Below are 21,393 nucleotides of genomic sequence, written 5' to 3' on the forward strand. Positions count from 1 at the left end.
AAATGATTTGGTGGTTAAAAGCTGAATTCTGTCATTAATCCACTCATCAGAAAAATGTGTTGCAGCCTCCCTTTATCGTATGCAGCTTTGTCATCTTTCCACTGCTGATAGAGTTCATTCCAGTTATCTGTCCAAACCTTGTCTAACGCAGTGCTATTGCCTTTTGAAACAAGAGAGAAAGGCGAGAGTGTATACAATGAGACCAGATAACCAAAATTTTCTCGCACCATTGCAGTATTCAAAGTACTGGTAAACGCAGTATCCATTGGCTTAAGTTCAACATCATTACCCAGATTGTAGGATTCTATCTTTTTGGAAATTTCTCGCAGCTTGCTATGCAGGTCGGTACGTCCGCTAAAAGTATGCGTTTCACCGTTTTCGTCTTTTCCTTCATGCGACTCCGTCAGATACCAAGTGTTGCCATTGGGATCGCCCTTCAGGTCAGAATCCACGCCAAAAGTTTTTGCCAAGGCATTGACCAGGCTTTCTATGGCATCGCCATCAGCGTAACCTTGATTTTTAGGACTATCTTTAACCCAGTCCATATCCCACTCGCGCATTTTTTTATGAGCTTCTCTTTTTACGATACGTTTTATAGAATTAGGAGTATAAATGGACGCAATAGCTTTTTCCATATCCACCCACCAAGGCGTATCTGACAGTTTTTCATCCATCAATGTCTTCTTGTTAGAAGATAACTTTATCAAAGAATCCCATATATTTATATCATCTTGCTGATTCAGCTTGTTTAATACATCCATGGATTCCAGGGAATCATTTAGCAATGCAATGCTATGAGTATCACCAAAATCATTATAATTATAATTATAATTATTCACTAATAATTTTTCAAACAGGCTATTAACCACATCATAAGTATACCTATCTCCGTTGATTCTCTACTGATATAGGAATTTCTGTGCCATAATGAAGTTGGGAAGAAGCAACCATACTGGGTGGGTTCTTTGCATAAATTTCATATAGATTTTCAATGCGATTATTAGAATACAAACGTTCATTCAGAATTGTTGTCTCTAGTCCGGTTAGTTTTGGGTACGCGTAAGCCCTTTGCGTAGCTTCTTTTAGGGCAATTTGGTAATTTAGACCAAGAGCCGCAATATCACTGTAATTAACTATTTTTGCTTTTTGTTCAGTCCCGCTGGAAAGAGAACGAACCCGGCGATTTTCATCAATTATTTTAGTGATGTTATTCAATATTTCTTTTACATCATCATCTGCAGGTATTGCATGCGTGGTCATGGCATAAATATATGCTCTTAAAGAAGATTCTATTTCATCAATTTTACTATCGTCTGCATGAGATATTTGTTCAAGAATATCTGTCAATTTATTATAATGAACCAAGAAATTATTATTATATCTTGTGGAATTTATGCCATTATATCTTGTTTCATGAAATTGATGGATTATGTTTTTAAGTGTTTCTTTATCCATCTCTTCTTCTTTGGTCTTTCTGCCCACACCCACACCATTAAAGGTGTAAGTATTTTTTATCAAACCTTCATCACGGTGCAGGATATTGAAGGCAGTAGCAAGGTGCCCGCCCAAGCTGTAACCGGTGATACGGATCTGTTCGCCATCACCAATCAATTTCTCATTTCGGAGTCCTTGGAACCACTGCTCCAAGTCATCAATCTGGCCAAATGCCCAGCCTCTATCAGCAATTTCCATTTTATTGGTGGCTTGATTGTCACGTACTGCGTCGTCGATAAATTCCGTGCTGCGCAGTGACATGACTTTTTCGCCTGCCTTGATGGTCGTTCCCGGTATATCGCGTTTTGCTTTAAACAAAGTGCCAGAGAATCCGGTAGTGGTGTTCGGTAGGTAGGCCACTACTTCCCAGTTTTCCATAAATTCTTTTATTTGTGGTGCTGTTAATATACTGGTATGGTTATTGCCCTCTTCCAGTATTTTGGAGTCAAGAGCAACATTTTTAAATGTATATCCTTCAGGATGAAGAAATTCTAGTTTTTTATCCTCGTCTTTTAGAAACGCTTCTGCAACGATTTGGGTGCGGCTCATTTCCAGCAGTTCTGCAACGGAAGGTTGTTTACTTTGGTTCTGTGACATGGTTAGTCTCCTTGTTTAGGTTGAATGACACGGTTCAGAAAATAGCGGATATATGTAATATCCGCCTCGCCAGCAGGACAATTTTCTAATCTGGACCACTCCCACGTTTGATAGGCATGTCCCTGTGACGGGTTTAAGGCGTACCACGTTTTGGTCGCCATTAGCGTATTGGTTTGCAGGTCATAGATATTGACAGTCAAACCCGCAATCCAGTGCTTGCGGTCTGCCGGATCGACAATAGGCTTGTATTCCAGCGCGTAGCGCGAAGGCCGTTCTATCGCTTGGACAAGCAGTGTTTCTTTGTCTTTACGGTCTTTATCATCCGGGAAGCGGTAGCGCAAAAAATGCTTGTCTTTTTGCTGGGCATCGGCGTAGCGATAGCCGCGATAAGCCTTCTCATGTTCTGACATATTGGTCGGATGTCCCCACAGCCTGATTTGGGTTTCGCGGGCGCTAGGCCTAGGGTCAACGGTTTGTAAATCAATCATTGAATTATTATCGTATCTAATTTCCCAAAACAGAAATTTCTTGATGTATTCTTCCTCGGTACCTGACCAAGGTAGCGCAGCATTTTCCCACATAGGATCGTTGTAGGATGATTGTGGACTATCTTCAGGAACATTCAGCAAGGTAATTCCTTCCACATTCTCCACCGTTTGATAGATTTTCTCGCCTGCACTTTTGCAGCGCTCTTCAAAGATGGCCTTGCTTTCCAAATATTCTTTTTGCCGCGCATCGGCTTTTGCCTGCATTTCCCGCTGGCGGGCGCGGTCGTCGCTGCTCGCAATATATGCCCAGGCAAACGCTACCAGCAGGGCAAGGGGCGTGGCAATGAGGTTGTTGCGCAGGCGCTTGCCGGGTTGGCTGACGTGATACACCACCGTCCAAACGGTGATGAGCAGGGCGAACAGTCCTGCCAGCACGGTGGCAATGGCGGCGTAGGCGAGGAACTGAAAGATGTCTTGCGGGGTGAGCATGGGATTATCCGTAGTGAGGCACGAAAACAAAACACCCCCACGGACGCGCTTGCCCGTGGGGGTGTTTGGCTGGGGGTTCTGCTTGTCGGTTGCGCCGGATGGCGTGGTAGTCGTTCCTTGGGGTTGTCATCTCCGTCGTCCCTGATTGGATTACCTAGGACGAAAGTAACAGCTTATTCAGGTGAGAGCAAGGTTTGTTTAATGCGGAGGGCTCGCGAGTAGGGGGTGTAGTATAGTGAGAAGGTTTTGTTTTTAATTTATTGTTCTATATGTAATTTTCTTGAGTGTTTCGGTTTGTTTGGTGCGTTTGTGGTTACGGCATATTCATTTGTTGGTAGGATTTTTTCTGTTGTTGAGCGTGGGCAGTGTTCTGAAATGTAGTCGTCCCATGTGAAGTCTGTTTTACCTAAATCTTCCCCGCTGGCTTCGCTTTGCGGGGGAGGGAGGTATTTCTGATGGTAACTGCTCTGCGGAGTAGCGCGCTTCCCGCCTATCATCTTTTTTCTGTTTCACCGCAGGTGGCTTCGGCTTTGGTTTTTCTACTGGTTTCGCGGCGGTCGGCGTAAACAGTTGTGCTGCCCATGCGCGACCGCTGTCCTGCGTGAGTTCGCCGCTGAGGTGTAGCAGTTGCAGGCAGGCGGCGATGTAGCGGTATTTGGCTTCTGCCAGTTGTTCTTTTGCTTGGGCTTTTTCTTGTTCGGCCTTGATTTCGTCAATGGTGTTGCGCACACCGACTTCTCTGCCGAGGCGGGTGGATTCGAGTTTGGCGGTGTTGGTGTGCAGCAGTTGTTGTTGTGCAGCGATTTGCGCCTGCTCGCCGTGGATGGTGGCGAGGGTCTGCCGCACTTGCAGGCGGATTTGCTCGGTCTCGGCTTCGAGTTCTGCTTCGCGTTGCGCGAGGATTTCTTGGCTTTGTTTTTCTTTGCTGCGGATTTCGCCGCCGCTGTAGATGGGGATGGTGAATTGTACGCCGACGTAAGCGCCGCGGTTGCGGTTGCTGTTCGGGTTGCCGCCGTGTTGCGCGATTTTGTTGCGGTTGTCCTGGTAGCCGACGTTAAGGCTCAGTTGTGGCCAGTGTTCGCTTTGCGCGGTGGCACGGTCGGCTTCGCTTTTTTCGACTTGCAGGCGGCGGGTCTGGACGGCGGCACTGTTGGCAATCGCCTGGTCTATCCATTGGTTTTCGCTTTGTCGGTTGGCGAGGTCGGGCAGGGTTTTGTCCGCAAGCGCTTCGGCGTGGTCAGGGGCAAGGCCGGTGAGGTTGGCAAGGCGGTTTTGTGCGGTAACGAGTTCAGTGCGCAGGCGGATTTCTTTGGCGTTGGCACTATCAAGACCCGCTTGGGCTTCGTAGGTGTCGATGATAGTCGCCTCACCGGATTCAAAAAGCCCTTTGGCTTGGGCAATTTGCGCGGTGTAAGCGCTTTTTTCGGCGGTGACGGCGGCGAGTTTGTCTTGCGCGGTGAGGATGTCGAGGTAGGCTTTGCCGGTTTCGAGCATCAGCTCGCTCGCGGTATTGTCCAGTTGGCTGTCGCCCAGGCGGGCGGTGATTTGTTCGGCCTGGTACTGGCGCCAGCGCGGGCCATCAATGAGCGGTTGGCTGATTTGGGCGTTCCAGCCGTGGCTGCGGTATTTGTCGTAGCTGTCTTGGGCGCGGTTGGTGTAATTGGCGTTGGCGCTTATTTGCGGCAGCAGGCGCGCTTTTGCCTGCTCTTGCGGCTCTTGTGCGGCTGCGCGGGCATGGCGCGCAGCGTCGTATTCGGCGGAGTGATAGCGTGCAGCCGTCCAGGCTTCGTTGAGATCAAAGGCGCTGGCAGGGAGGATACTTATATATGTAAGTATGGCGAGGAGGCGAGGGGTGGTCATCATGGTTAGCGTTGGCGCAGGCTTTCGTCGATTTTAGTTTGTAGCGGGCTCAGGAGGTAGTCAAGCACGCGGCGCTTGCCGGTTTTGATTTCGGCGGTGATGTTCATCCCGGCGGAGAGGCGCACCGGCTGGCCTTCGATGTTCAGGGTATCGTGGTCAAGCGCGATGGTCGCGGCATAGACGAGGCCGAGTTGTTCGTTTTCGATAGCGTCGTAACTGATGGTTTGTACTTTGCCGGTGAGGTAGCCATAGCGGGTGTAGGGGAAGGCTTCGATTTTGATAACGGCTTCTTGTCCCTGGCGGACGAAGCCGATGTCTTTGTTGAGGATGAGCGCTTTGACGTTCAGCTGGTAGTCGTCGGGGACGATGACCAAGAGCGGTTGCGCCGCAGTTACCACGCCGCCGATGGTATGCGTCGCCAGTTGTTGTACGGTTCCGCTGACCGGTGCGGCGAGGCGCATCAAGCGCTGGCGTTGTTGTGCCTTGTCTAGTTGGGCGCGCAGTTGTGCGCTTTGTTCGTCTGCCTGGCGCAGGGCATCGAGGGTGTCGCGGCGGATGGTCTGGGTGTTGACGGCGCGGCTGTCTTTCGCTTCGTCTATCGCTGCCTTGATTTGTTCGCGCTGGTTGCGCTTGCTTTTGAGGTCGTTCTGGTTTTCGATCAGTTTGCTTTTTTGTTCGAGGTAGGCGTGGTTGGAGATGAAGTTTTGTTTGACCAGTTTGTTCAAGTCGCTAGTGCGCTTGCTTTCGATGCTGCCGAGATTAGTCAGTTTGTCAATTTCAGCATTGACTACACGCGACTCGGCTTCGTGCTGACGGATACGTGCGCCGATTTGCTGATCTTGTGCCGCCCAAGCCTGATACTGGTTGCTCACCAATAGCTGCGCCTGCAAGAAATCGGCTTCCTCAATGCCCGCCTGTAAGGCGGCGGCTTTGTTCATCTGCGGCGGGCGGTTGTGATCCAGCGCAGCAAGTAGCGCTTCATTACGCCATTTGGCGAGCTGCGCCGCGTGCAGCGCTTTTTCTGATTGGGTTACATCGGCATCGCTACCCACTGCGCGCAGTTCCAGCAAGGTTTCGCCAGCTTCCACATGCTGACCGTCGCGCACATGGATGACCTTCACTTCCGCCGTCTCCAGCGGCTGAATCACCTTGCTCTGTCCGCCTGGCTCGGTTTTGCCTTGGGCGACGGCGACAATATCCAGTTGACCGAACCATGCCCAGACCAGCGCCAGCACGGCAAAGAGCATAATTAGCCGCGCCGTCCATTTGGGCAGCGGCGATACCGGCGTTTCGGTAAGTTCAAGATGCGCAGGGAGAAAATCACGCTCGTGGCGGTCGCGCTTGGGTGGTTCCAGTTCCTTGCGTACCGCCCAGACGTTACGCCACACGGTGAGGTAACGCTTGAGCAGGTCGCTCCATGCTTCTTTGCGGATGCCCATTTATACCGCTCCTGTTTCGTTCATCGTTGTGCTTCTTCACGCGGGATACATATATATGTATATCACCCATTCTGCAACTGGTACAAATAGCGGTAATACCCCTGCTCGCGTTTGAGCAGCTCCTCATGCGTGCCTTCCTCGACAATCCGCCCCTTGTCCATCGCAATAATGCGGTGCGCCCGGCGCACAGTAGAAAGGCGGTGCGCGATAATCAGCACGGTGCGGTCGCGGCAGATGGCATCCATGTTCGCCATGATGGCGCGTTCCGACTCATAATCCAGCGCGCTCGTCGCCTCATCCAAAATCAAAATACGTGGATTCGTTACCAATGCGCGGGCGATGGCGATGCGCTGCCGCTGCCCGCCGGAAAGCCCCGCGCCCTGTTCACCGACCATGGTGTCATAACCCTCGCGCAGCTCCATGATGAAATCATGTGCCCCGGCCAATTGCGCCGCCTGAATCACCCGCTCCAGCGGCATCCCCGGATCAGAAAGGGCGATATTGTCGCGCACGCTGGCATTCATCAGCACATTCTCCTGCAACACCACCCCCACCTGGCGACGTAACCAAGCCGGATCAGCCAGCGCCAAATCATTGCCGTCAATCAACACCCGTCCCTGCTCTGGCACATACAGCCGCTGCACCAGCTTGGTCAGCGTACTCTTGCCCGAACCGGAACGGCCAACAATACCAATCACCTCACCGGCGCGGAACTGCACACTCAAATCCGGCAATACCAACTGCCCATCCGGGCGATAGCGGAACTGCACATGGTCAAAAGCAATATCGCCACGAATCTCCGGCAAATTAAGGCGGGAAGAAGGATTTTCCGTCGGCGTATTCAAAATATCACCAAGCCGTGCCACCGAAATCCCGACCTGCTGAAAATCCTGCCACAGTTGCGCAAGCCGTATCACCGGAGCCGCTACCTGCCCGGCCAACATATTAAAAGCAATCAACTGCCCCACCGTCAGCTTGCCTTCAATCACCAGCTTCGCGCCAAAATAAAGAGTAGCGATAGTTACCGACTTCTGAATGAGCTGAATCCCTTGCTGGCCGATAGTCGCGAGCTTGGTCACGCGGAAACCCGTCTGCACATAACTCGCCATCTGCTTGTCCCAGCGCCGCGTCATCTGCGGCTCGACTGCCATTGACTTTATCGTCCCCAGTGCCGACACCGATTCCACCAAAAAAGACTGATTATCCGCATAGCGGGCGAATTTCTCGTTCAGCCGTGCGCGCAACACCGGCGTAATCAGCGCCGACCAGGCGGCATATACCGGCAGCGACACCACCACGATCAACGTCAGCCAGCCGCTGTAAAACCACATCACCGCGATAAAGATGAAAGAAAACAGCAAATCCAGCACCGAGGTCAGCGCCTGCCCAGTCAAAAAATTGCGAATCTGCTCCAGCTCGCGCACCCGTGCCACCGTATCGCCAACGCGGCGCTGCTCAAAATAACTAATCGGCAACTGCAACAAATGGCGATAAAGCCGCGCGCCCAGCTCCACATCAATGCGGCTGGTCGTATGCGCAAAAATATAAGAGCGCAGCCCGCCCAGCACCACCTCAAACAGTGTCACCACCACAAAAGCGACGGCAATCACATCGAGCGTACTGAAACCACGATGCACCAGCACCTTGTCCATCACTACCTGAAAAAAGAGCGGGGTAATCAGCGCGAACAACTGCAACACAATCGATACCGCCAACACCTCCAAAAAAATCCGGCGGTACTTAATCACCGCCGGAATAAACCAGGTGAAATCAAACTTGGCGAGAGAACCCAAGATGGAGGCACGCGAGGCGACCAAAATCAACTGCCCGGAAAAGCGCGCGGCAAAATCTGCCAAAGACAACAAAAGCGGCTTGCCCGCCGCCAAATCCTGAATCAAAAACTGTCCGTCATCCACCCGCGCCAAAATAAAATGCTGTCCGTCCGGCTGCCACACCACCGCAGGCAAAGCCAGCAAATGCAACCTGGATACCGAACGGGAAACGGCGCGCACCTTCAAACCCAAATAACGCGCCGCCAATAACCACTCCTCCTGATTCAAATCCTTGCCATTGGCAGAAAAGCGGTGCAACAAATCCTCGCCACTCGCTGCCACCCCATGCACGTGCGCCATAAAATGGTGGAGGCAACAGCAGCACTAACGGGGGACGTGTCCATATGCAGGCAAGATGAAGGAAAAGAAACAAATAGTTAAGATGTGGCGGATTCTTGCAGTGGTTGGTGGTGAAGTCAAATGACGGATATGACCGTAGGCAGGATTGCTGGGTGTTGTGAGTAAATATTTTACTGTAAACAAAGGCATTTTTAGTGGTGGATGAGCCGATTACAGTATAGATAGATTTCAGGATACCGCCCATATTCAATGGTGGTAGGGTGAGGCTTACCCCATCATTTTGAAAAACCGTGCTTGCAGATAGCGGTAGGGCGCCTTTTCAGACATGAATATGAACGATATTGTGAAAAAATACAAAGGTTACTACATGGTCATTATGTGTGATGAACCGCATAGTTACTGGGTTTTTGGCAGGCTGGTGCGTGAAGGAAGGTGGCTTGAGTGGCGTGGGAGGGTAGAGAGGAGTTGCTCGTGTTAGCAAAGTTGTAGTATGGTTTTTGTAACTCTCAACAGGCGGACAAATAAAATCTGCTACTTGATTCAGGAGAATTTACGGATGCAACCTATGCAGAAAAAGCAAACTTTTTGGCAAATAGTGCTAAAAAGTGCGACTATAGACTTAGGGAGTTACTCGCGTTATCTGTTTCTTGTCTGTATGGTCTGGGTATCTTCTTGGGCACACGCGGCAGAGCCTATTATCAATGCGGCTGTCAATGCGGATGAAACACTACTGGTAACAGTGCAGGGAAAGAAAGCAACCGTATGGGAAATCGCTACAGGGAAAAAACTTTACGATGTACAGATGCCAGAGGACGACTGGTCTTATAAAGAATCAGAGAATACTGGGCGAATTATGGTTGCGACCTTTGATCCCAAAAATCGCTGGCTTGCTGTTGGTGGAGTTGCCAATGGAATTTATCTTTTTGATATAAGATCTGGCGCATTAAAAAAGACCGTAGTGCCTAATGTCAGATTTATTGAAGATATATGCATATCCCCAAATGGGAATTTTTTGGTAGATACATTTATAGGAGGATTAAGTATATGGGACACTACAAAATGGACGCACCAGCATATTAAAAGAGACAATAAAGAGTCCGTTCCTGTTGGGGAATGCTTGTTTATATCGGACAAAAGATTTATAACAGCATCTGATAATGGGGATTTAGAAATTTTTGAAACAGATGGGAAAAATACCGTAACTAAAAAAATTGCTCTAGATGTCAATGACATCCATTCACTGGCGGTTAATGCAAACAAAGATAAACTTGCTGTTTCATTTGATAATGGGAAAAGAGAGTTTCTTTTTATTGGAAATGTGAAGCATTTGTCAATCTCGGAGATAAATACAGATGATATAAATAACACTAATTTTGCAAGAACCTTATCTTGGGGAAAAGCTAATGTGTTATTTTCAGCAGGAGCGTTTGGTGATAGAAAGGAAAAATTTAATATGGTAGCATGGATATTTGATGATTTAAATAATTTAAAATATCGATATATATTAGGGGTATCGCAAGAAATTATTCAAAAAATCATATCTCTAAAAAATGGTAATTTTATCATCGCTACCGTTGAGCCGTCTTGGATAGAGTTGGATGAAAAAGGAAGGATGTTACGTTACGTGAGAACAGATTTTCCTTCTGAACAATTTTCTTTTTAAAATCAATTTTGGGAGTTTACTATGGCTGGTAAAATTAATGAAGTTATTGAAGGTGCTAAACGAGCTAAAGAAGCTAACGATACAATAGAAGATCTTAAGCAAGATAAAGAAGATATTGAGAGAGGCGTAACCGTTTTAAGAAATTTCTTTAATGGAAAAACAGCGGATGAGAAAACTTTAGGGAATTTAGTAGAAGGTGGCAGGATAGTAGTGCGGAGAACAGCTCCCAGTATACTCGCTGATTCAGCAGATCAAGCTCTATCTAACCTTCAGGGCAGTTTAAATAATGTTTCATCTATCATGGCATCAGTGTATATAGACAAAAGAGATGCTATTATAGACGGAAGCAATGCAAGTACTGTTAATGAAGAAGCTAGAAAAAAAGATGGCGCTAATGTAAAAAACAATAAGCAAGATACAAATAAGGGAAGGTACAATGGTTCCTTTATGCCTACAGAGGGAACATATACAGTTTACCTTGATAACAAACCCTCATTTACTTTAAAATATGAAAATATACCACTCCCCATTAATGAAGATTACAATAATCTTGGATTCGTAACTCTTTTACACCTTTATCCTTATGGTTGGGAAAATTATAATTCATTTACAATTGATCCAAAAATTAAAGCGGGCTGGGACGATCTCTACCGTTACGCAGCTATCCGCCAATACGATCCCCTCACCCTAGACCTTGACGGCGATGGCATTGAAACCCTCGCCAGCAACGGTCATAAAGGTGCGCTCTTTGACCATAGTAATGACGGCATTCGTACCGCGACTGGTTGGATAAACAAGGATGACGGCCTGCTCGTTTATGACCGCAATGGCGATGGTGTCGTCAATAACGGTGGTGAGCTTTTCGGCGACAACACCCTCCTTAAAAATGGCGAACGCGCTGCCAATGGTTATCAGGCATTGGCCGATCTCGATGACAACGGTGACGGCAAGGTAGATGCCGCCGACAGCGCTTTTGCCAAGCTGCGCGTCTGGCGCGACCTGAATCAGGACGGCATCAGCCAGGAAGGCGAGCTGCTCACCCTCAATGAGGCCAAGGTCAAGGCACTCAATCTCGCCAATAAAAACAGCGATCGCGACTTGGGCAACGGCAACAGCCTCGCCGAAGAAGGTACCTATACCGACAGCGACGGTAACGAAAAACAAATGGGCGATCTCAACCTCGCCGCCGATCATTTCCACAGCCGATATGCCGACAGCCTGCCGCTTACCGACGAACAGCAGCAAGCGCCGAACCTGCGTGGCAGCGGTCGCGTGCGCGACCTGCGTGAAGCGGCAGCACAATCACCTGACGTCGCCGCCGCCCTGCAAGCCTATGCCAACGCGCAAACCAAGGAAGAACAACTGGCGCTGCGTGATCAACTTTTGCGCGCCTGGGCTGGCACCGATAAGCGCTTTACCACCGAAGGCGTCCTGGCAGCAGCGACACAAAAGTTTGCCCAAGCCAGTGGTAATAAAGGTAATGCCATTCCGCTCACTCCGGAACAACTCAAAGAATTGGGTACGATTCAGGGCCCCAGCATCTGGTCGCTGCTTGGCATTGAAGATCCAGATAAGAAAAAGAAAGCTGCTCTGCATGAAAAAATCGGCATTCTTGACGCCTTCACCGGCACCGATTCCACCCACCTCTATTACGGCACCAAGGCACAGGCACAACATACCCTCGACACCATTGAAAAAACCTACACCAACCTTGCCGATAACCTCTACGACGGCCTGCTCTTCCAGACCCGCCTCAAGCCCTATCTCAATGCTATCCGCTTCGGCATGAGCGAGGACGGCAAACTGCAACTGGACTACAGCGGTGTCGCTGCCCTCTTCGACGAAGTTCACGCGAAAAATCCCGGCAAAGCCTTCACCGATCTCGGCGAACTGCTCGCTAAAGGCAACGCCGACGGCAAAAACACCGACCTGGCACCGCTTGCCGAGAAATTCGTGCAGTACGCGCAAGAGGCGAGCCGTAACGGCACCTTTGAGGCGTACAGCAAGACGCTGGGTGAAACGACCTTTGCAACGATGGTATACAGTCTTATCCCTCATAGTGGTTTACTGAGCGAAAATATGCTTGCTACCATGGGTTACAGAATCGGTAAAGATGGTGATGACACCTTGCGGGGTAATAACAATGCCAACTACCTTTATGGAGATAAAGGCAACGATGCTTTGAATGGCGGTGATGGCAATGATGTGCTACACGGAGGGGAAGGCGACGATTCATTAGGCGGTGATAGCGGCGATGACGTTTTGCACGGCAACGAAGGCAACGACCACCTCTACGGCGGAGCCGGACATGACACGCTTGATGGTGGCGCTGGTGATGACCATCTGGAAGGTGGTGATGTTGAAAGCGATACCTACCAGTTCCGTGCCGGTCATGGCAAAGATACCGTCACAGACTACGCTCACAACGACGAACAAGCGGACACGTTGCGCTTTAAGGGTGCGCAGGCAGAGAAAGCAGCCTTTGCACGTGAAGGCTATGACCTTGTAGTTAAGGCTTATGGCGGCGATGACCGGGTCGCGTTGAAAGATTACTTCTACGGCGATAACTACAGCCGCTATAACTTCCACTTTGACGACAGCAAGCTGAGCAGGGAAGACCTCATCAAAAAAGGCTTTGACTTCACCAGTACAGAAAACAACGACTATCTGCAGGGTTGGTACTCGGATGATACCATCCATGGCGGAGCCGGTGACGACACCCTCTATGGCTACGGTGGCAATGACACCCTCCATGGAGACAGCGGCAACGATGGTCTAAGTGGCGGTTACGGCAATGACGTGCTGCACGGTGGAGAAGGCAACGACCACCTCTACGGCGAAGCCGGACATGACACGCTTGATGGTGGCGCTGGTGATGATCAGCTGGAAGGAGGCATCTACGAAAGCGATACCTACCTGTTCCGCACCGGTCATGGCAAAGATACCGTCACAGACTACGCTCGCAACGACGAACAGGCGGACACGTTGCGCTTTGAGGGTGCGCAGGCAGAGAAAGCAGTCTTTGCACATGAAGGCTATGACCTTGTAGTTAAGGCTTATGGCGGCGATGACCGGGTAACGCTGAAGGACTACTTCATTAGCAGTAGCAACGAACGCTACCACTTCCAGTTTGACGACAACAAACTAGGCCGTGAAGACCTCATCAAAAAAGCCTTTGACTTCACTGGTACAGAAAACAACGACCGTCTGGTGGGTTGGTACTCGGATGATGCCATTCATGGCGGAGCCGGTGACGACACCCTCTATGGCTACGATGGCAATGACACCCTCCATGGAGACAGCGGCAACGATGGTCTAAGTGGCGGTGACGGCAATGACGTGCTGCACGGTGGAGAAGGCGACGATTCATTAGGCGGTGATAGCGGCGATGACGTTTTGCACGGCAACGAAGGCAACGACCACCTCTACGGCCGAGCCGGACATGACACGCTTGATGGTGGCGCTGGTGATGACCATCTGGAAGGTGGTGCTGTTGAAAGCGATACCTACCAGTTCCGTGCCGGTCATGGCAAAGATACCGTCAAAGACTACGGTTACAACGACGAACAGGCGGACACGTTGCGCTTTGAGGGTGCGCAGGCAGAGAAAGCAGCCTTTGCACGTGAAGGCTATGACCTTGTAGTTAAGGCTTATGGCGGCGATGACCGGGTAACGCTGAAGGACTACTTCTTTAGCAGTACCAACGACCGCTACCACTTCCAGTTTGACGATGCCACTTTCAAAGCGGCGGAACTGCGCGGTAAAGACTTGCCAACGGAAGGCCTAAAAGCGCCAGTAGCGGCAACTGCACAAGCAGACGCTGCTACGCCAGATAGCGCTACAGCCGCTGTTACCCCACAAGAAAAGGCGGCAACGGCCACCACCGATGATAGCAAGGCGCAGGTTGCGAATACGCCCGAGAAAATTGTTGCCGTTGATACGTTCCATCCGCCGTTGCAGCTACACAAAGATGGCGCGGCATCAACAGATGCTGTACAGAAAGCGGATAGCGCTACTGTTTCGGGTAATGATGCCGGGAAAAATGTGCTTGCTGCGCAAACGCCCGCCGATACGAAAGTTCAGTCTGCTGCGACGGATACTGCAACTCAAGCGGCCGTTCCTGCATCAGGTAAAGCGACGCAAATTGCTGCCGCGACTTCTGTGGATTCGCAAGTATCAAGTAAGGGCGACACGCAAAGCGTTACCGCGCAGCAGAATGCCACAGCGGTAGATGCTGCCTTGAAAACGGGTGGTGCGACAGCAACACCGGCAAGCACGCTGGATGCTAAGGCGGCACAGCAATCGCAACAGATGCTCTCCGCCATGGCCACGCAAAGTCAGACGGCAACGCCAACGGCGCTCGCCGCTCCCGATTTGCAGCCTAAACCGCAGTTGGTTGCCAGTCAGGTGTGATGACTGAAAGAAGAGCCGCCTCCGGGCGGCTTTTTTATTGTGGGAACAAGGACAAGCGTTAAGGTTCTTTTGATTAGGGGCTGTTTGCATTTCGGCGGATAAGCCCCTCTCTCGCTACGCGAGCAATGCTTGTCCCTCTGGGAGAAGGGCAGGGATAAACAAACTTCACATGACGATATACGTTTAAGGACTCCTCGTTTTGAATAATGCCGTCGCTACGCGACTTTTCACACCCCCTCCCCGGGTTCCCTTGAAAAAGGCGTTCGCCTTTTTCAAGGGAACCCCGGCTCTCCCCCGCTCCGCGGGGAAGGGGGACTCAAATTGCAAACAGCCCCTGGTGGTATAGTAATCCCCCTAAAATCTCATACGGTGTTGGCACCCATAAAAATGGGGAAGGTCATTTTATATGGGAAACCCGTGCCTATAACCGCGTACTGTCTTTGGCATCGCGCCTTGTGCAGAACTTTGCGTGTACCGTTATAAATCCAGCATTCAAGTCACCGCTGCCGCAGAGTTTGCCGGATGCTGCCGATTTGCGGCGTGATGGGCTGGTGGCGGTCCTGTGAGAGTGTTAGCCGTTATTGTTGGTACAGCCAGCGGAAGAGGTCGTCCTGCATGGCGCGGCTGCGCACGGCGCTTTTGCCGTTGCCGATGATGACGACGACGTAGTTGCGTCCGCTTTCGGCGCGGACGTAGCCGGCGAAGCTGCGCACGTTGTCAATGGTGCCGGTTTTGCCGATGACGCGCCCGGCGAGTGCTTCGCCGCGGTAGCGTTTGCGCAGGGTGCCGCTTTCGCCGGCGACCGCCAGCGATTGCAGGAAGGTTTGTCCTTGGTCAGAGAGGTAGATGTAGCGCAGCAGTTGGGCGAGTTGTTCGGCGCTGGTCAGTTCGAGGCGGGAGAGGCCGGCGCCGTTGTCGATGATCATGCCGTCGGTGTTGATGCCGAAGGCTTCCAGCGTCATGCGCACGGCGTTGCGGCCTTTTTCGAGGCTGCCGGGTGGGTCGAAGGTTTTGGCGCCGAGGGTGAGCATGAGTTGGCGCGTCATGACGTTGTTGCTTTCTTGGTTCATGCGCTGGATTTGTACGGCAAGCGGTTCGGAGAGGCCGGTGTAGATGTGTTTTGCGGTGGACGGGGTTTTGGCGACTTTGCCCGCGCCGTCGAAGCTGCCGCCGAGGCGGTACCAGAGGTCGCGGAAGAGGTAGTAGAACTGTTCGCTCGCCTCGCCGAGGACGAGCATGACGTCTTGCGCGCCACAGCCGGTGGCGTAGGTGCCGGCGACGTGCATCACCGCGTAGCCTTTGTCGTCGCGCTCCAGCACGGCCGACGGGGTGAAGCCGTCGCCGCTGCAATTGCCTTTGCGCACTTGCAGCTGGTTGTCGATTTTCCAGTTGACGATTTCCGGGACGAGCGCCAGTTTGGGTTTGCCTGCCTGCGGGGTGACTTGCATTTTGACGGTGCGGAAGTTGACCATCAGCGGATGCGGCACGGCGTTGTAAGCCGCCCAGGGTTTGCCGTCGAAGGCGGCGGCGTCGCGCTCTTGCGGCGAGAGGTGGTAGAGCGAGTCATCAAGGACGATGTCGCCGGTGATGTGGCGCACGCCCGCCTGTTGCAGGCCTTGCAGCATCGCCAGCAGTTGTTCTTCGACGAGGAAGGGATCGCCACCGCCGACGACGTAGAGGTTGCCATCGACGACGCCGTTGGCATCGGGCAGGCTGTCAACGTAAAACTTCGTTTCCCAACGGAAATCCGCGCCGAGGCGAATCAGGCCGGAGGCGGTGGTCAGCACTTTTTCCACCGAGGCGGGGTGGCGCAGTTGTTTGCCGTTCAGATCGACCAGCGGCACTTCCGCTTCTATCCCTTGCACCCAGATGCTGACGTCTTCCGGCGCCACCTTGTTCTTGTTCAGCATTTCCGTAACCGCTGCGGGCAGCTGCTGTGCTTGGGCGAGCAGGCAGAACCACGAACAAAGCAAGAAAAAACCAATGCGCATTCAGCCCTCCCAAGCCAACGCTGCCAAAAAAGCGGCTATTATAGGCATCCCGCTGAAAAACGAAACCGCACATGAGCGAAAAACACTATGACGAAGAAGGCCGCGTCATCCGCGAAAACCGCAGCCAGGCCAAGCGCGAACGCGAGCATATTAAAATCTTTGCGCGTGAACTTTTGAAACTGCCGGCGCACCAGTACCCGCTTTTGCCGATTGACGAGACGCTGCAAGCGGCGCTGGTCGAGGGCAAGCGCTTGACCGGCAACGCGCTTTCGCGCCATCTGAATTATCTCACCCGCCTTTTGGACGAGCAGGGCTATGAGGAAATTCTCGCCGCGCACGAACACGTCAATCATCCGTATCTGCACAGCCCCGGCAAGCAGCAGCGCATTCAGGGCGAAATTGCGCGCCTGCTGGCAGGAGACGCCGATATTTATGGCGAGCTGCTTGGCCGCTATGCCGATCTTGATTTGCAGCATTTGCGCCAACTGGTGCGCGAGGCGCAGAAGCTGTTGGCCGCGGCGACGGCTGAAGTTGATGACGATGCCCCCGCCGCGCCGAGCAACGCGCCAAACAAGTATCAGCGCCGCTTGCAGAAGTATTTGCAGGGCTTGGCGCTTTTTTATGAGGAATGATAAAAGCCCGCAGATGCGGGCTTTTTTGTGGGTGGCAGCCGTTCAGACCACGCCCGCTTCGCGCCAGGCGAGCAGTTCGTCGGCGCTGATGATACAGACGCCTTCGCCGCCGCGTTCGAATTCGACCCAGTCAAAGCCTGCGTCGGGGTAGGCGTCTTCCAGTTGCGGCCAGCTCATGCCGACTTCCAGCACCAGCAGGCCGCGTTCTGTGAGGTAGTCGGGCGCTTCATGCAGCAGGCGACGGGTGAAGTCGAGGCCGTCTTCGCCGGAGACCAGCGCCTGCCGCGGTTCGTGGCGGTATTCGGTGGCGATGTCGTCCATTTCTGCCGCTTCCACGTAGGGCGGGTTGCAGATGATCCAGTCGAATTGTCCGCGCACGGCGGCGAGGCCGTCGCCTTGACAGATTTCGACGACGTCGCTCATGTTGTAACGGGCGAGGTTGAGGCGGGCGACGTCAAGTGCATCCGTATCAAGGTCGGCGAGGACGACTTCCGCCTGCGGCTGCTGCAATTGCGCGAGGATGCCGAGGCAGCCGCTGCCGCAGCAGAGGTCAAGGATGCGTTCCGGCGCTTCGCCTTGTGGCCACCACGGCGCGAGGTCGCGCGCGATGAGTTCGGCGATGGGCGAGCGCGGGATGAGGGCGCGTTCGTCAATGTAGAATTCGTAGCCGCCGTAGAGGGTGCGGCGGGTGAGGTAAGGCACGGGGATGCGTTCGCGGATACGCCGCTCCAGCGCGTCGCGGAGGGTGGCGATTTCGTCGTCGGTGAGGCGGGCGGCGAAGTAGGCGGGGCTCAGGTCGTAGGGCAGTTTGAGCAGACCGAGGACGAGGGCTGCGGCTTCGTCGAGGGCGTTGTCGGTGCCGTGGCCGTAATAGACGTCGGCGGCGGCGAGGCGGCTCGCGCTGTAGCGTATCCAGTCGAGCAGGGTGGCGAGTGCGTGCATGGGTTTTCCGGGGCTGTTAGAATGAGCGCCGTTTTCACGGCTTTTCGGCTTTTTTAATGAGAAATTCCAACGCGTTATTTGGGCTGGCGCTTCTGCTGTTTGCCGGTTTTTTATTTTACTTGCTAGCTCCTGTCCTCACACCTTTTTTCTTGGCGACGCTGCTCGCTTATTTGGGCGATCCGCTGGTTGATCGCCTGCAACGCTGGCGCCTGTCGCGTACGACGGCGGTGGTCACGGTGTTCTGCGGCATTTTTCTGTTTTTCGCGCTGATTGTGCTGGTGGTGATTCCGGCGATTGGCGGGCAGATTGACCGCGTCGTCGGCAAGTTGCCCAATTATGGCCAATGGTTGCAGCAGAGCGCGCTGCCGCGGCTTGCCGCGCTGTTTGACATCACCCCCGGCGAGTTCCGGATTGACGACATCATTGCCGCCATCAAGGACAATCTCGGCTCGTCGGCGACGCTTTTGAAGAATGTGCTGGCGAAGGTGACGGGGTCTGCGAACTGGATTATCAGCTTCGTCAGCTATCTGGTGCTGGTGCCGGTGATTACCTTTTATATGCTGCGCGACTGGGACGCGATGGTGGCAAAGACCGCCGAACTGGTGCCGCGCAAGGCGATTGGCACGGTAACGCTCCTGGTGCGCCGCTCCGATGAAGTCCTCGGCGGCTTTTTGCGCGGGCAACTGCTGGTGATGAGCGGCCTCGGCCTCATCTACGCCATCGGCCTGACCGCACTCGGCCTCGACATGGCGATTGCCATCGGCATCTTCGCCGGCCTGGTGAGCTTCGTGCCGTATCTCGGCCTCATCGTCGGCATGGCGCTTGCGGGCGGCATGGCGCTGTTGCAGTTTCAGGACGTGTCGCACCTCGTCGGCGTCGTCGCCGTCTTCTGCATCGCGCAGGCGATCGAAGGCATGGTGCTGACGCCGAAATTCGTCGGCGATCGCATCGGCCTGCATCCGGTCGCCGTCCTCTTTGCCGTGCTCGCCGGCGGCCAGCTCTTTGGCTTCATGGGCGTGCTGCTCGCCCTGCCCGCCGCCGCCGTGATTAACGTCTTCCTCGGCTACTGCAAACAGCACTACCTGCAAAGCGACGTCTATGCCGACGACGACCCCGCCCCGCCGGAAGACCCTGAAAACGAAGCCGCCCCCGAACTCCCACCCCCGGAAAACCCCGAACCATGAAAAAACACCTCCTCGCCCTCATCGCCGCTGCCGGATTGCTGACCGCGTGCAGCAGCGCCATCGACGCCAACGGCTACACCTACGACCCGTGGGAGCCGTTCAACCGCAAAGTCTTCGTCTTTAACGACACTCTTGACACCTACCTGCTCAAACCCCTCGCCACCGGCTACGACACCATCACCCCCGCGCCGGTGAAAAAAGGCATCAGCAACTTCTTCGGCAACCTCGGCGACGTCGGCTCATTTGCCAACAGCCTGCTCCAGCTCAAATTCCGCCAATCGCTGCAAATACTGGCGCGCGTTATCGACAACACCGTCTATGGCCTCGGCGGCCTCATCGACGTCGCCACCCCGATGGGCAACCCGAAAATCCACGAAGACTTCGGCACGACCCTTGCCCACTACGGCGTGAACAGCGGCCCCTTCCTCATGCTGCCGCTCTTTGGCCCCTCGACCGTGCGCGACGGCTTTGGCCGCGTCGTCGATACCGCGACCGCGCCACAGCGCCTCGCCATTGACGACAAAACCGCCTACTGGACGCTGACCGCGGTGAACGGCATCCAGACGCGCGCCCAACTCCTGCCGCTGGAAAAAGTCGCCACCGACCAGCCGACCGACAAATACACCCTGGTGCGCGACACCTGGCTGCAATACCGCTTCGGCCAGGTCACCGGCGAACAACGCAGCGCGGGCGAACAAAAAGCACTGGATGACATCTTCGAACAAGAACAACACGTTGAAACTCAATAAACAACAGCGGCGACGCATCGCCGCACAACAAGCCGACAAACTGGCAGAAGGCGACGCGAGCCAAAGCGCCACCGTCGTCTGCCACCTCGGCTACCAACTCATCCTCGAACAATACGGCGCACTCCTCACCGCCGACTGGCGCAAACACAGCGGCGACATCGCCTGCAACGACCGCGTCCTCATCCACCGCACCGACGACAGCCACGCCGTCGTCGAAGCCATCCTGCCGCGCCACAACGCGCTCGCCAAATGGCAGGGACGCAAGGCCAAAACCATCGCCGCCAACCTCGACCAACTACTCATCACCATCGCCGCAGAACCCGACTGGCAAGAAAACCTCATCGACCGCCACCTCATCGCCGCCCACTACGCAGGCATCCCCGCCGCCATCCTGCACAACAAAACCGACCTGCTGGACGATGCCGCTACCGCCGCCCTGGAAGCGCGCCTTGCCCCCTACCAGGCGCTCGACATCCCCGTGTACCGCGCCAGCCTGCAAGAAAACGGCGTCCCCGCCGCCCTGCGCGACTGGCTGCGCGACAAACAAACCATCCTCTGCGGCCAATCCGGCGTCGGCAAATCCAGCCTCATCCGCAGCCTCAAACCCGACGCCGACATCTGGATACAAGCCATATCAGAGGCGACCGGCCACGGCCGCCACACCACCACCAACCTGCGCCGTTACCCGCTTGACGACGCGACCGCCCTCATCGACACCCCCGGCGTGCGCGGATTTGCCCTCGAACACCTCGACCGCGCGCAAATACTCGCCGCCTGTCCGGACATCCGCGAACACGCCAGCCACTGCCGCTTCCATGACTGCGACCACCAAACCGCACCCGACTGCGCCGTCCTCGCCGCGCTGGAACGTGGCGACATCGCCCCCGCCCGCTACCACAACCTGCTACAACTGCTGGCGAACCCCTGATGCGCGCAAAACCCGGTTTCTACGCCCGCAACCACATCGACAAAGCGCTGTTCCTCCGCTACAGCGCGCTCTTTACCGCCTTGCTGGCAGCGCTGCTTCTTTACTCACCGCTCTTTCACCTAATCTTTCTGTCCCTGGTCTTAATAAGCGGCGGGCTGATACCCACCCGGCGCGAACCCAGCCACCTGCGCAGCCTGATGTACGGCCTTTACTACGGCTGCCTGCTTACCGCCATCCCGCTCGCCGCCTTGCTTTGGGCTGATTAAACACTAGCCAGCACACCGATGATTCCCTGAAAATATATAGCGATACTCACAAAGCTCTGTACAAGGCGCGCCGCCGAAGACAGTACGCGGTTGTACGGCGAGGCGGCGCAACACAGTACAGGGCTT

General features: G+C 53.8%; 14 protein-coding genes and 1 pseudogene. 7 read left to right on the forward strand and 8 right to left on the reverse strand.

Annotation, left to right across the window (positions count from 1 at the left end; translation table 11 throughout):
• Positions 1-14: 14 nt before the first annotated feature.
• The 6 genes and pseudogenes from EL199_RS05380 to EL199_RS05405 all read right to left on the reverse strand — a co-directional run.
• Positions 15-869 carry a hypothetical protein gene (locus tag EL199_RS05380; protein ID WP_126316021.1) on the reverse strand — a complete coding sequence of 285 codons (855 nt, stop codon included), beginning with the start codon at positions 867-869 and terminating at the stop codon, positions 15-17.
• A 13-nt stretch (positions 870-882) separates the two neighbouring features.
• Positions 883-2,091 carry an alpha/beta hydrolase family protein gene (locus EL199_RS05385; RefSeq protein WP_004139484.1) on the reverse strand — a complete coding sequence of 403 codons (1,209 nt, stop codon included), beginning with the start codon at positions 2,089-2,091 and terminating at the stop codon, positions 883-885.
• A gap of 2 nt (positions 2,092-2,093) precedes the next feature.
• Positions 2,094-3,068: a hypothetical protein gene (locus tag EL199_RS05390; RefSeq protein ID WP_004139485.1), complete on the reverse strand. Its 975-nt coding sequence runs from the start codon at positions 3,066-3,068 to the stop codon at positions 2,094-2,096.
• A gap of 402 nt (positions 3,069-3,470) precedes the next feature.
• The gene (locus EL199_RS05395; protein ID WP_004139487.1) at positions 3,471-4,931 is read right to left on the reverse strand and encodes a TolC family protein; all 1,461 of its coding nucleotides are present in this window, start codon (positions 4,929-4,931) and stop codon (positions 3,471-3,473) included.
• Between the two features lie 2 nt (positions 4,932-4,933).
• Positions 4,934-6,367 (reverse strand): HlyD family type I secretion periplasmic adaptor subunit, encoded by a 1,434-nt coding sequence (locus EL199_RS05400; RefSeq protein WP_004139489.1) that lies wholly within the window; start codon positions 6,365-6,367, stop codon positions 4,934-4,936.
• A gap of 62 nt (positions 6,368-6,429) precedes the next feature.
• Positions 6,430-8,508: pseudogene (locus EL199_RS05405) on the reverse strand (type I secretion system permease/ATPase); the annotation flags it as partial.
• A 547-nt stretch (positions 8,509-9,055) separates the two neighbouring features.
• Between EL199_RS05405 and EL199_RS05410 the strand changes: the two are divergent.
• The gene (locus EL199_RS05410; RefSeq protein ID WP_040354493.1) at positions 9,056-10,162 is read left to right on the forward strand and encodes a WD40 repeat domain-containing protein; all 1,107 of its coding nucleotides are present in this window, start codon (positions 9,056-9,058) and stop codon (positions 10,160-10,162) included.
• Between the two features lie 21 nt (positions 10,163-10,183).
• Positions 10,184-14,575: a hypothetical protein gene (locus tag EL199_RS05415; RefSeq protein WP_081447793.1), complete on the forward strand. Its 4,392-nt coding sequence runs from the start codon at positions 10,184-10,186 to the stop codon at positions 14,573-14,575.
• Positions 14,576-15,153: 578 nt separating this feature from the next.
• Here EL199_RS05415 and dacB read toward each other — a convergent pair.
• Positions 15,154-16,566 carry a D-alanyl-D-alanine carboxypeptidase/D-alanyl-D-alanine endopeptidase gene (gene dacB / locus EL199_RS05420; RefSeq protein WP_004139501.1) on the reverse strand — a complete coding sequence of 471 codons (1,413 nt, stop codon included), beginning with the start codon at positions 16,564-16,566 and terminating at the stop codon, positions 15,154-15,156.
• 71 nt (positions 16,567-16,637) lie between these two features.
• Here dacB and yjgA point away from each other — a divergent pair, with 71 nt between their 5' ends.
• Positions 16,638-17,198: a ribosome biogenesis factor YjgA gene (gene yjgA, locus EL199_RS05425; RefSeq protein WP_004139504.1), complete on the forward strand. Its 561-nt coding sequence runs from the start codon at positions 16,638-16,640 to the stop codon at positions 17,196-17,198.
• Between the two features lie 42 nt (positions 17,199-17,240).
• On the opposite strand, the gene prmB is transcribed toward yjgA, so the two are convergent.
• The gene (gene prmB, locus EL199_RS05430) at positions 17,241-18,140 is read right to left on the reverse strand and encodes a 50S ribosomal protein L3 N(5)-glutamine methyltransferase (RefSeq protein WP_004139506.1); all 900 of its coding nucleotides are present in this window, start codon (positions 18,138-18,140) and stop codon (positions 17,241-17,243) included.
• Positions 18,141-18,196: 56 nt separating this feature from the next.
• Here prmB and EL199_RS05435 point away from each other — a divergent pair, with 56 nt between their 5' ends.
• From EL199_RS05435 to EL199_RS05450, 4 genes are read left to right on the forward strand one after another with little or no spacing between them, the layout of a single operon-like run.
• Positions 18,197-19,324, forward strand: coding sequence for an AI-2E family transporter (locus tag EL199_RS05435; protein ID WP_004139509.1), 1,128 nt, complete (start codon positions 18,197-18,199; stop codon positions 19,322-19,324).
• The gene (locus EL199_RS05440) at positions 19,321-20,073 is read left to right on the forward strand and encodes an MlaA family lipoprotein (protein WP_004139511.1); all 753 of its coding nucleotides are present in this window, start codon (positions 19,321-19,323) and stop codon (positions 20,071-20,073) included. The genes EL199_RS05435 and EL199_RS05440 overlap by 4 nt, the downstream gene beginning before the upstream one ends.
• Positions 20,060-21,001 (forward strand): ribosome small subunit-dependent GTPase A, encoded by a 942-nt coding sequence (gene rsgA / locus EL199_RS05445; protein ID WP_004139512.1) that lies wholly within the window; start codon positions 20,060-20,062, stop codon positions 20,999-21,001. Before EL199_RS05440 ends, rsgA begins: the two co-directional genes overlap by 14 nt.
• Positions 21,001-21,267 carry a hypothetical protein gene (locus EL199_RS05450; RefSeq protein ID WP_004139513.1) on the forward strand — a complete coding sequence of 89 codons (267 nt, stop codon included), beginning with the start codon at positions 21,001-21,003 and terminating at the stop codon, positions 21,265-21,267. Before rsgA ends, EL199_RS05450 begins: the two co-directional genes overlap by 1 nt.
• Positions 21,268-21,393 lie beyond the last annotated feature (126 nt).

Source organism: Cardiobacterium hominis (assembly GCF_900637305.1).
GTDB classification, from domain to species: domain Bacteria; phylum Pseudomonadota; class Gammaproteobacteria; order Cardiobacteriales; family Cardiobacteriaceae; genus Cardiobacterium; species Cardiobacterium hominis.

Excerpts from the sequence above, each read along its gene's own strand:
- EL199_RS05385 (WP_004139484.1), bottom strand. The coding sequence starts at position 2,091 with ATGTCACAGAACCAAAGTAAACAACCTTCCGTTGCAGAACTGCTGGAA.
- EL199_RS05390 (WP_004139485.1), bottom strand. The coding sequence starts at position 3,068 with ATGCTCACCCCGCAAGACATCTTTCAGTTCCTCGCCTACGCCGCCATT.
- EL199_RS05395 (WP_004139487.1), bottom strand. The coding sequence starts at position 4,931 with ATGATGACCACCCCTCGCCTCCTCGCCATACTTACATATATAAGTATC.
- EL199_RS05400 (WP_004139489.1), bottom strand. The coding sequence starts at position 6,367 with ATGGGCATCCGCAAAGAAGCATGGAGCGACCTGCTCAAGCGTTACCTC.
- EL199_RS05410 (WP_040354493.1), top strand. The coding sequence starts at position 9,056 with ATGCAACCTATGCAGAAAAAGCAAACTTTTTGGCAAATAGTGCTAAAA.
- EL199_RS05415 (WP_081447793.1), top strand. The coding sequence starts at position 10,184 with ATGGCTGGTAAAATTAATGAAGTTATTGAAGGTGCTAAACGAGCTAAA.
- dacB (WP_004139501.1), bottom strand. The coding sequence starts at position 16,566 with ATGCGCATTGGTTTTTTCTTGCTTTGTTCGTGGTTCTGCCTGCTCGCC.
- yjgA (WP_004139504.1), top strand. The coding sequence starts at position 16,638 with ATGAGCGAAAAACACTATGACGAAGAAGGCCGCGTCATCCGCGAAAAC.
- prmB (WP_004139506.1), bottom strand. The coding sequence starts at position 18,140 with ATGCACGCACTCGCCACCCTGCTCGACTGGATACGCTACAGCGCGAGC.
- EL199_RS05435 (WP_004139509.1), top strand. The coding sequence starts at position 18,197 with ATGAGAAATTCCAACGCGTTATTTGGGCTGGCGCTTCTGCTGTTTGCC.
- EL199_RS05440 (WP_004139511.1), top strand. The coding sequence starts at position 19,321 with ATGAAAAAACACCTCCTCGCCCTCATCGCCGCTGCCGGATTGCTGACC.
- EL199_RS05450 (WP_004139513.1), top strand. The coding sequence starts at position 21,001 with ATGCGCGCAAAACCCGGTTTCTACGCCCGCAACCACATCGACAAAGCG.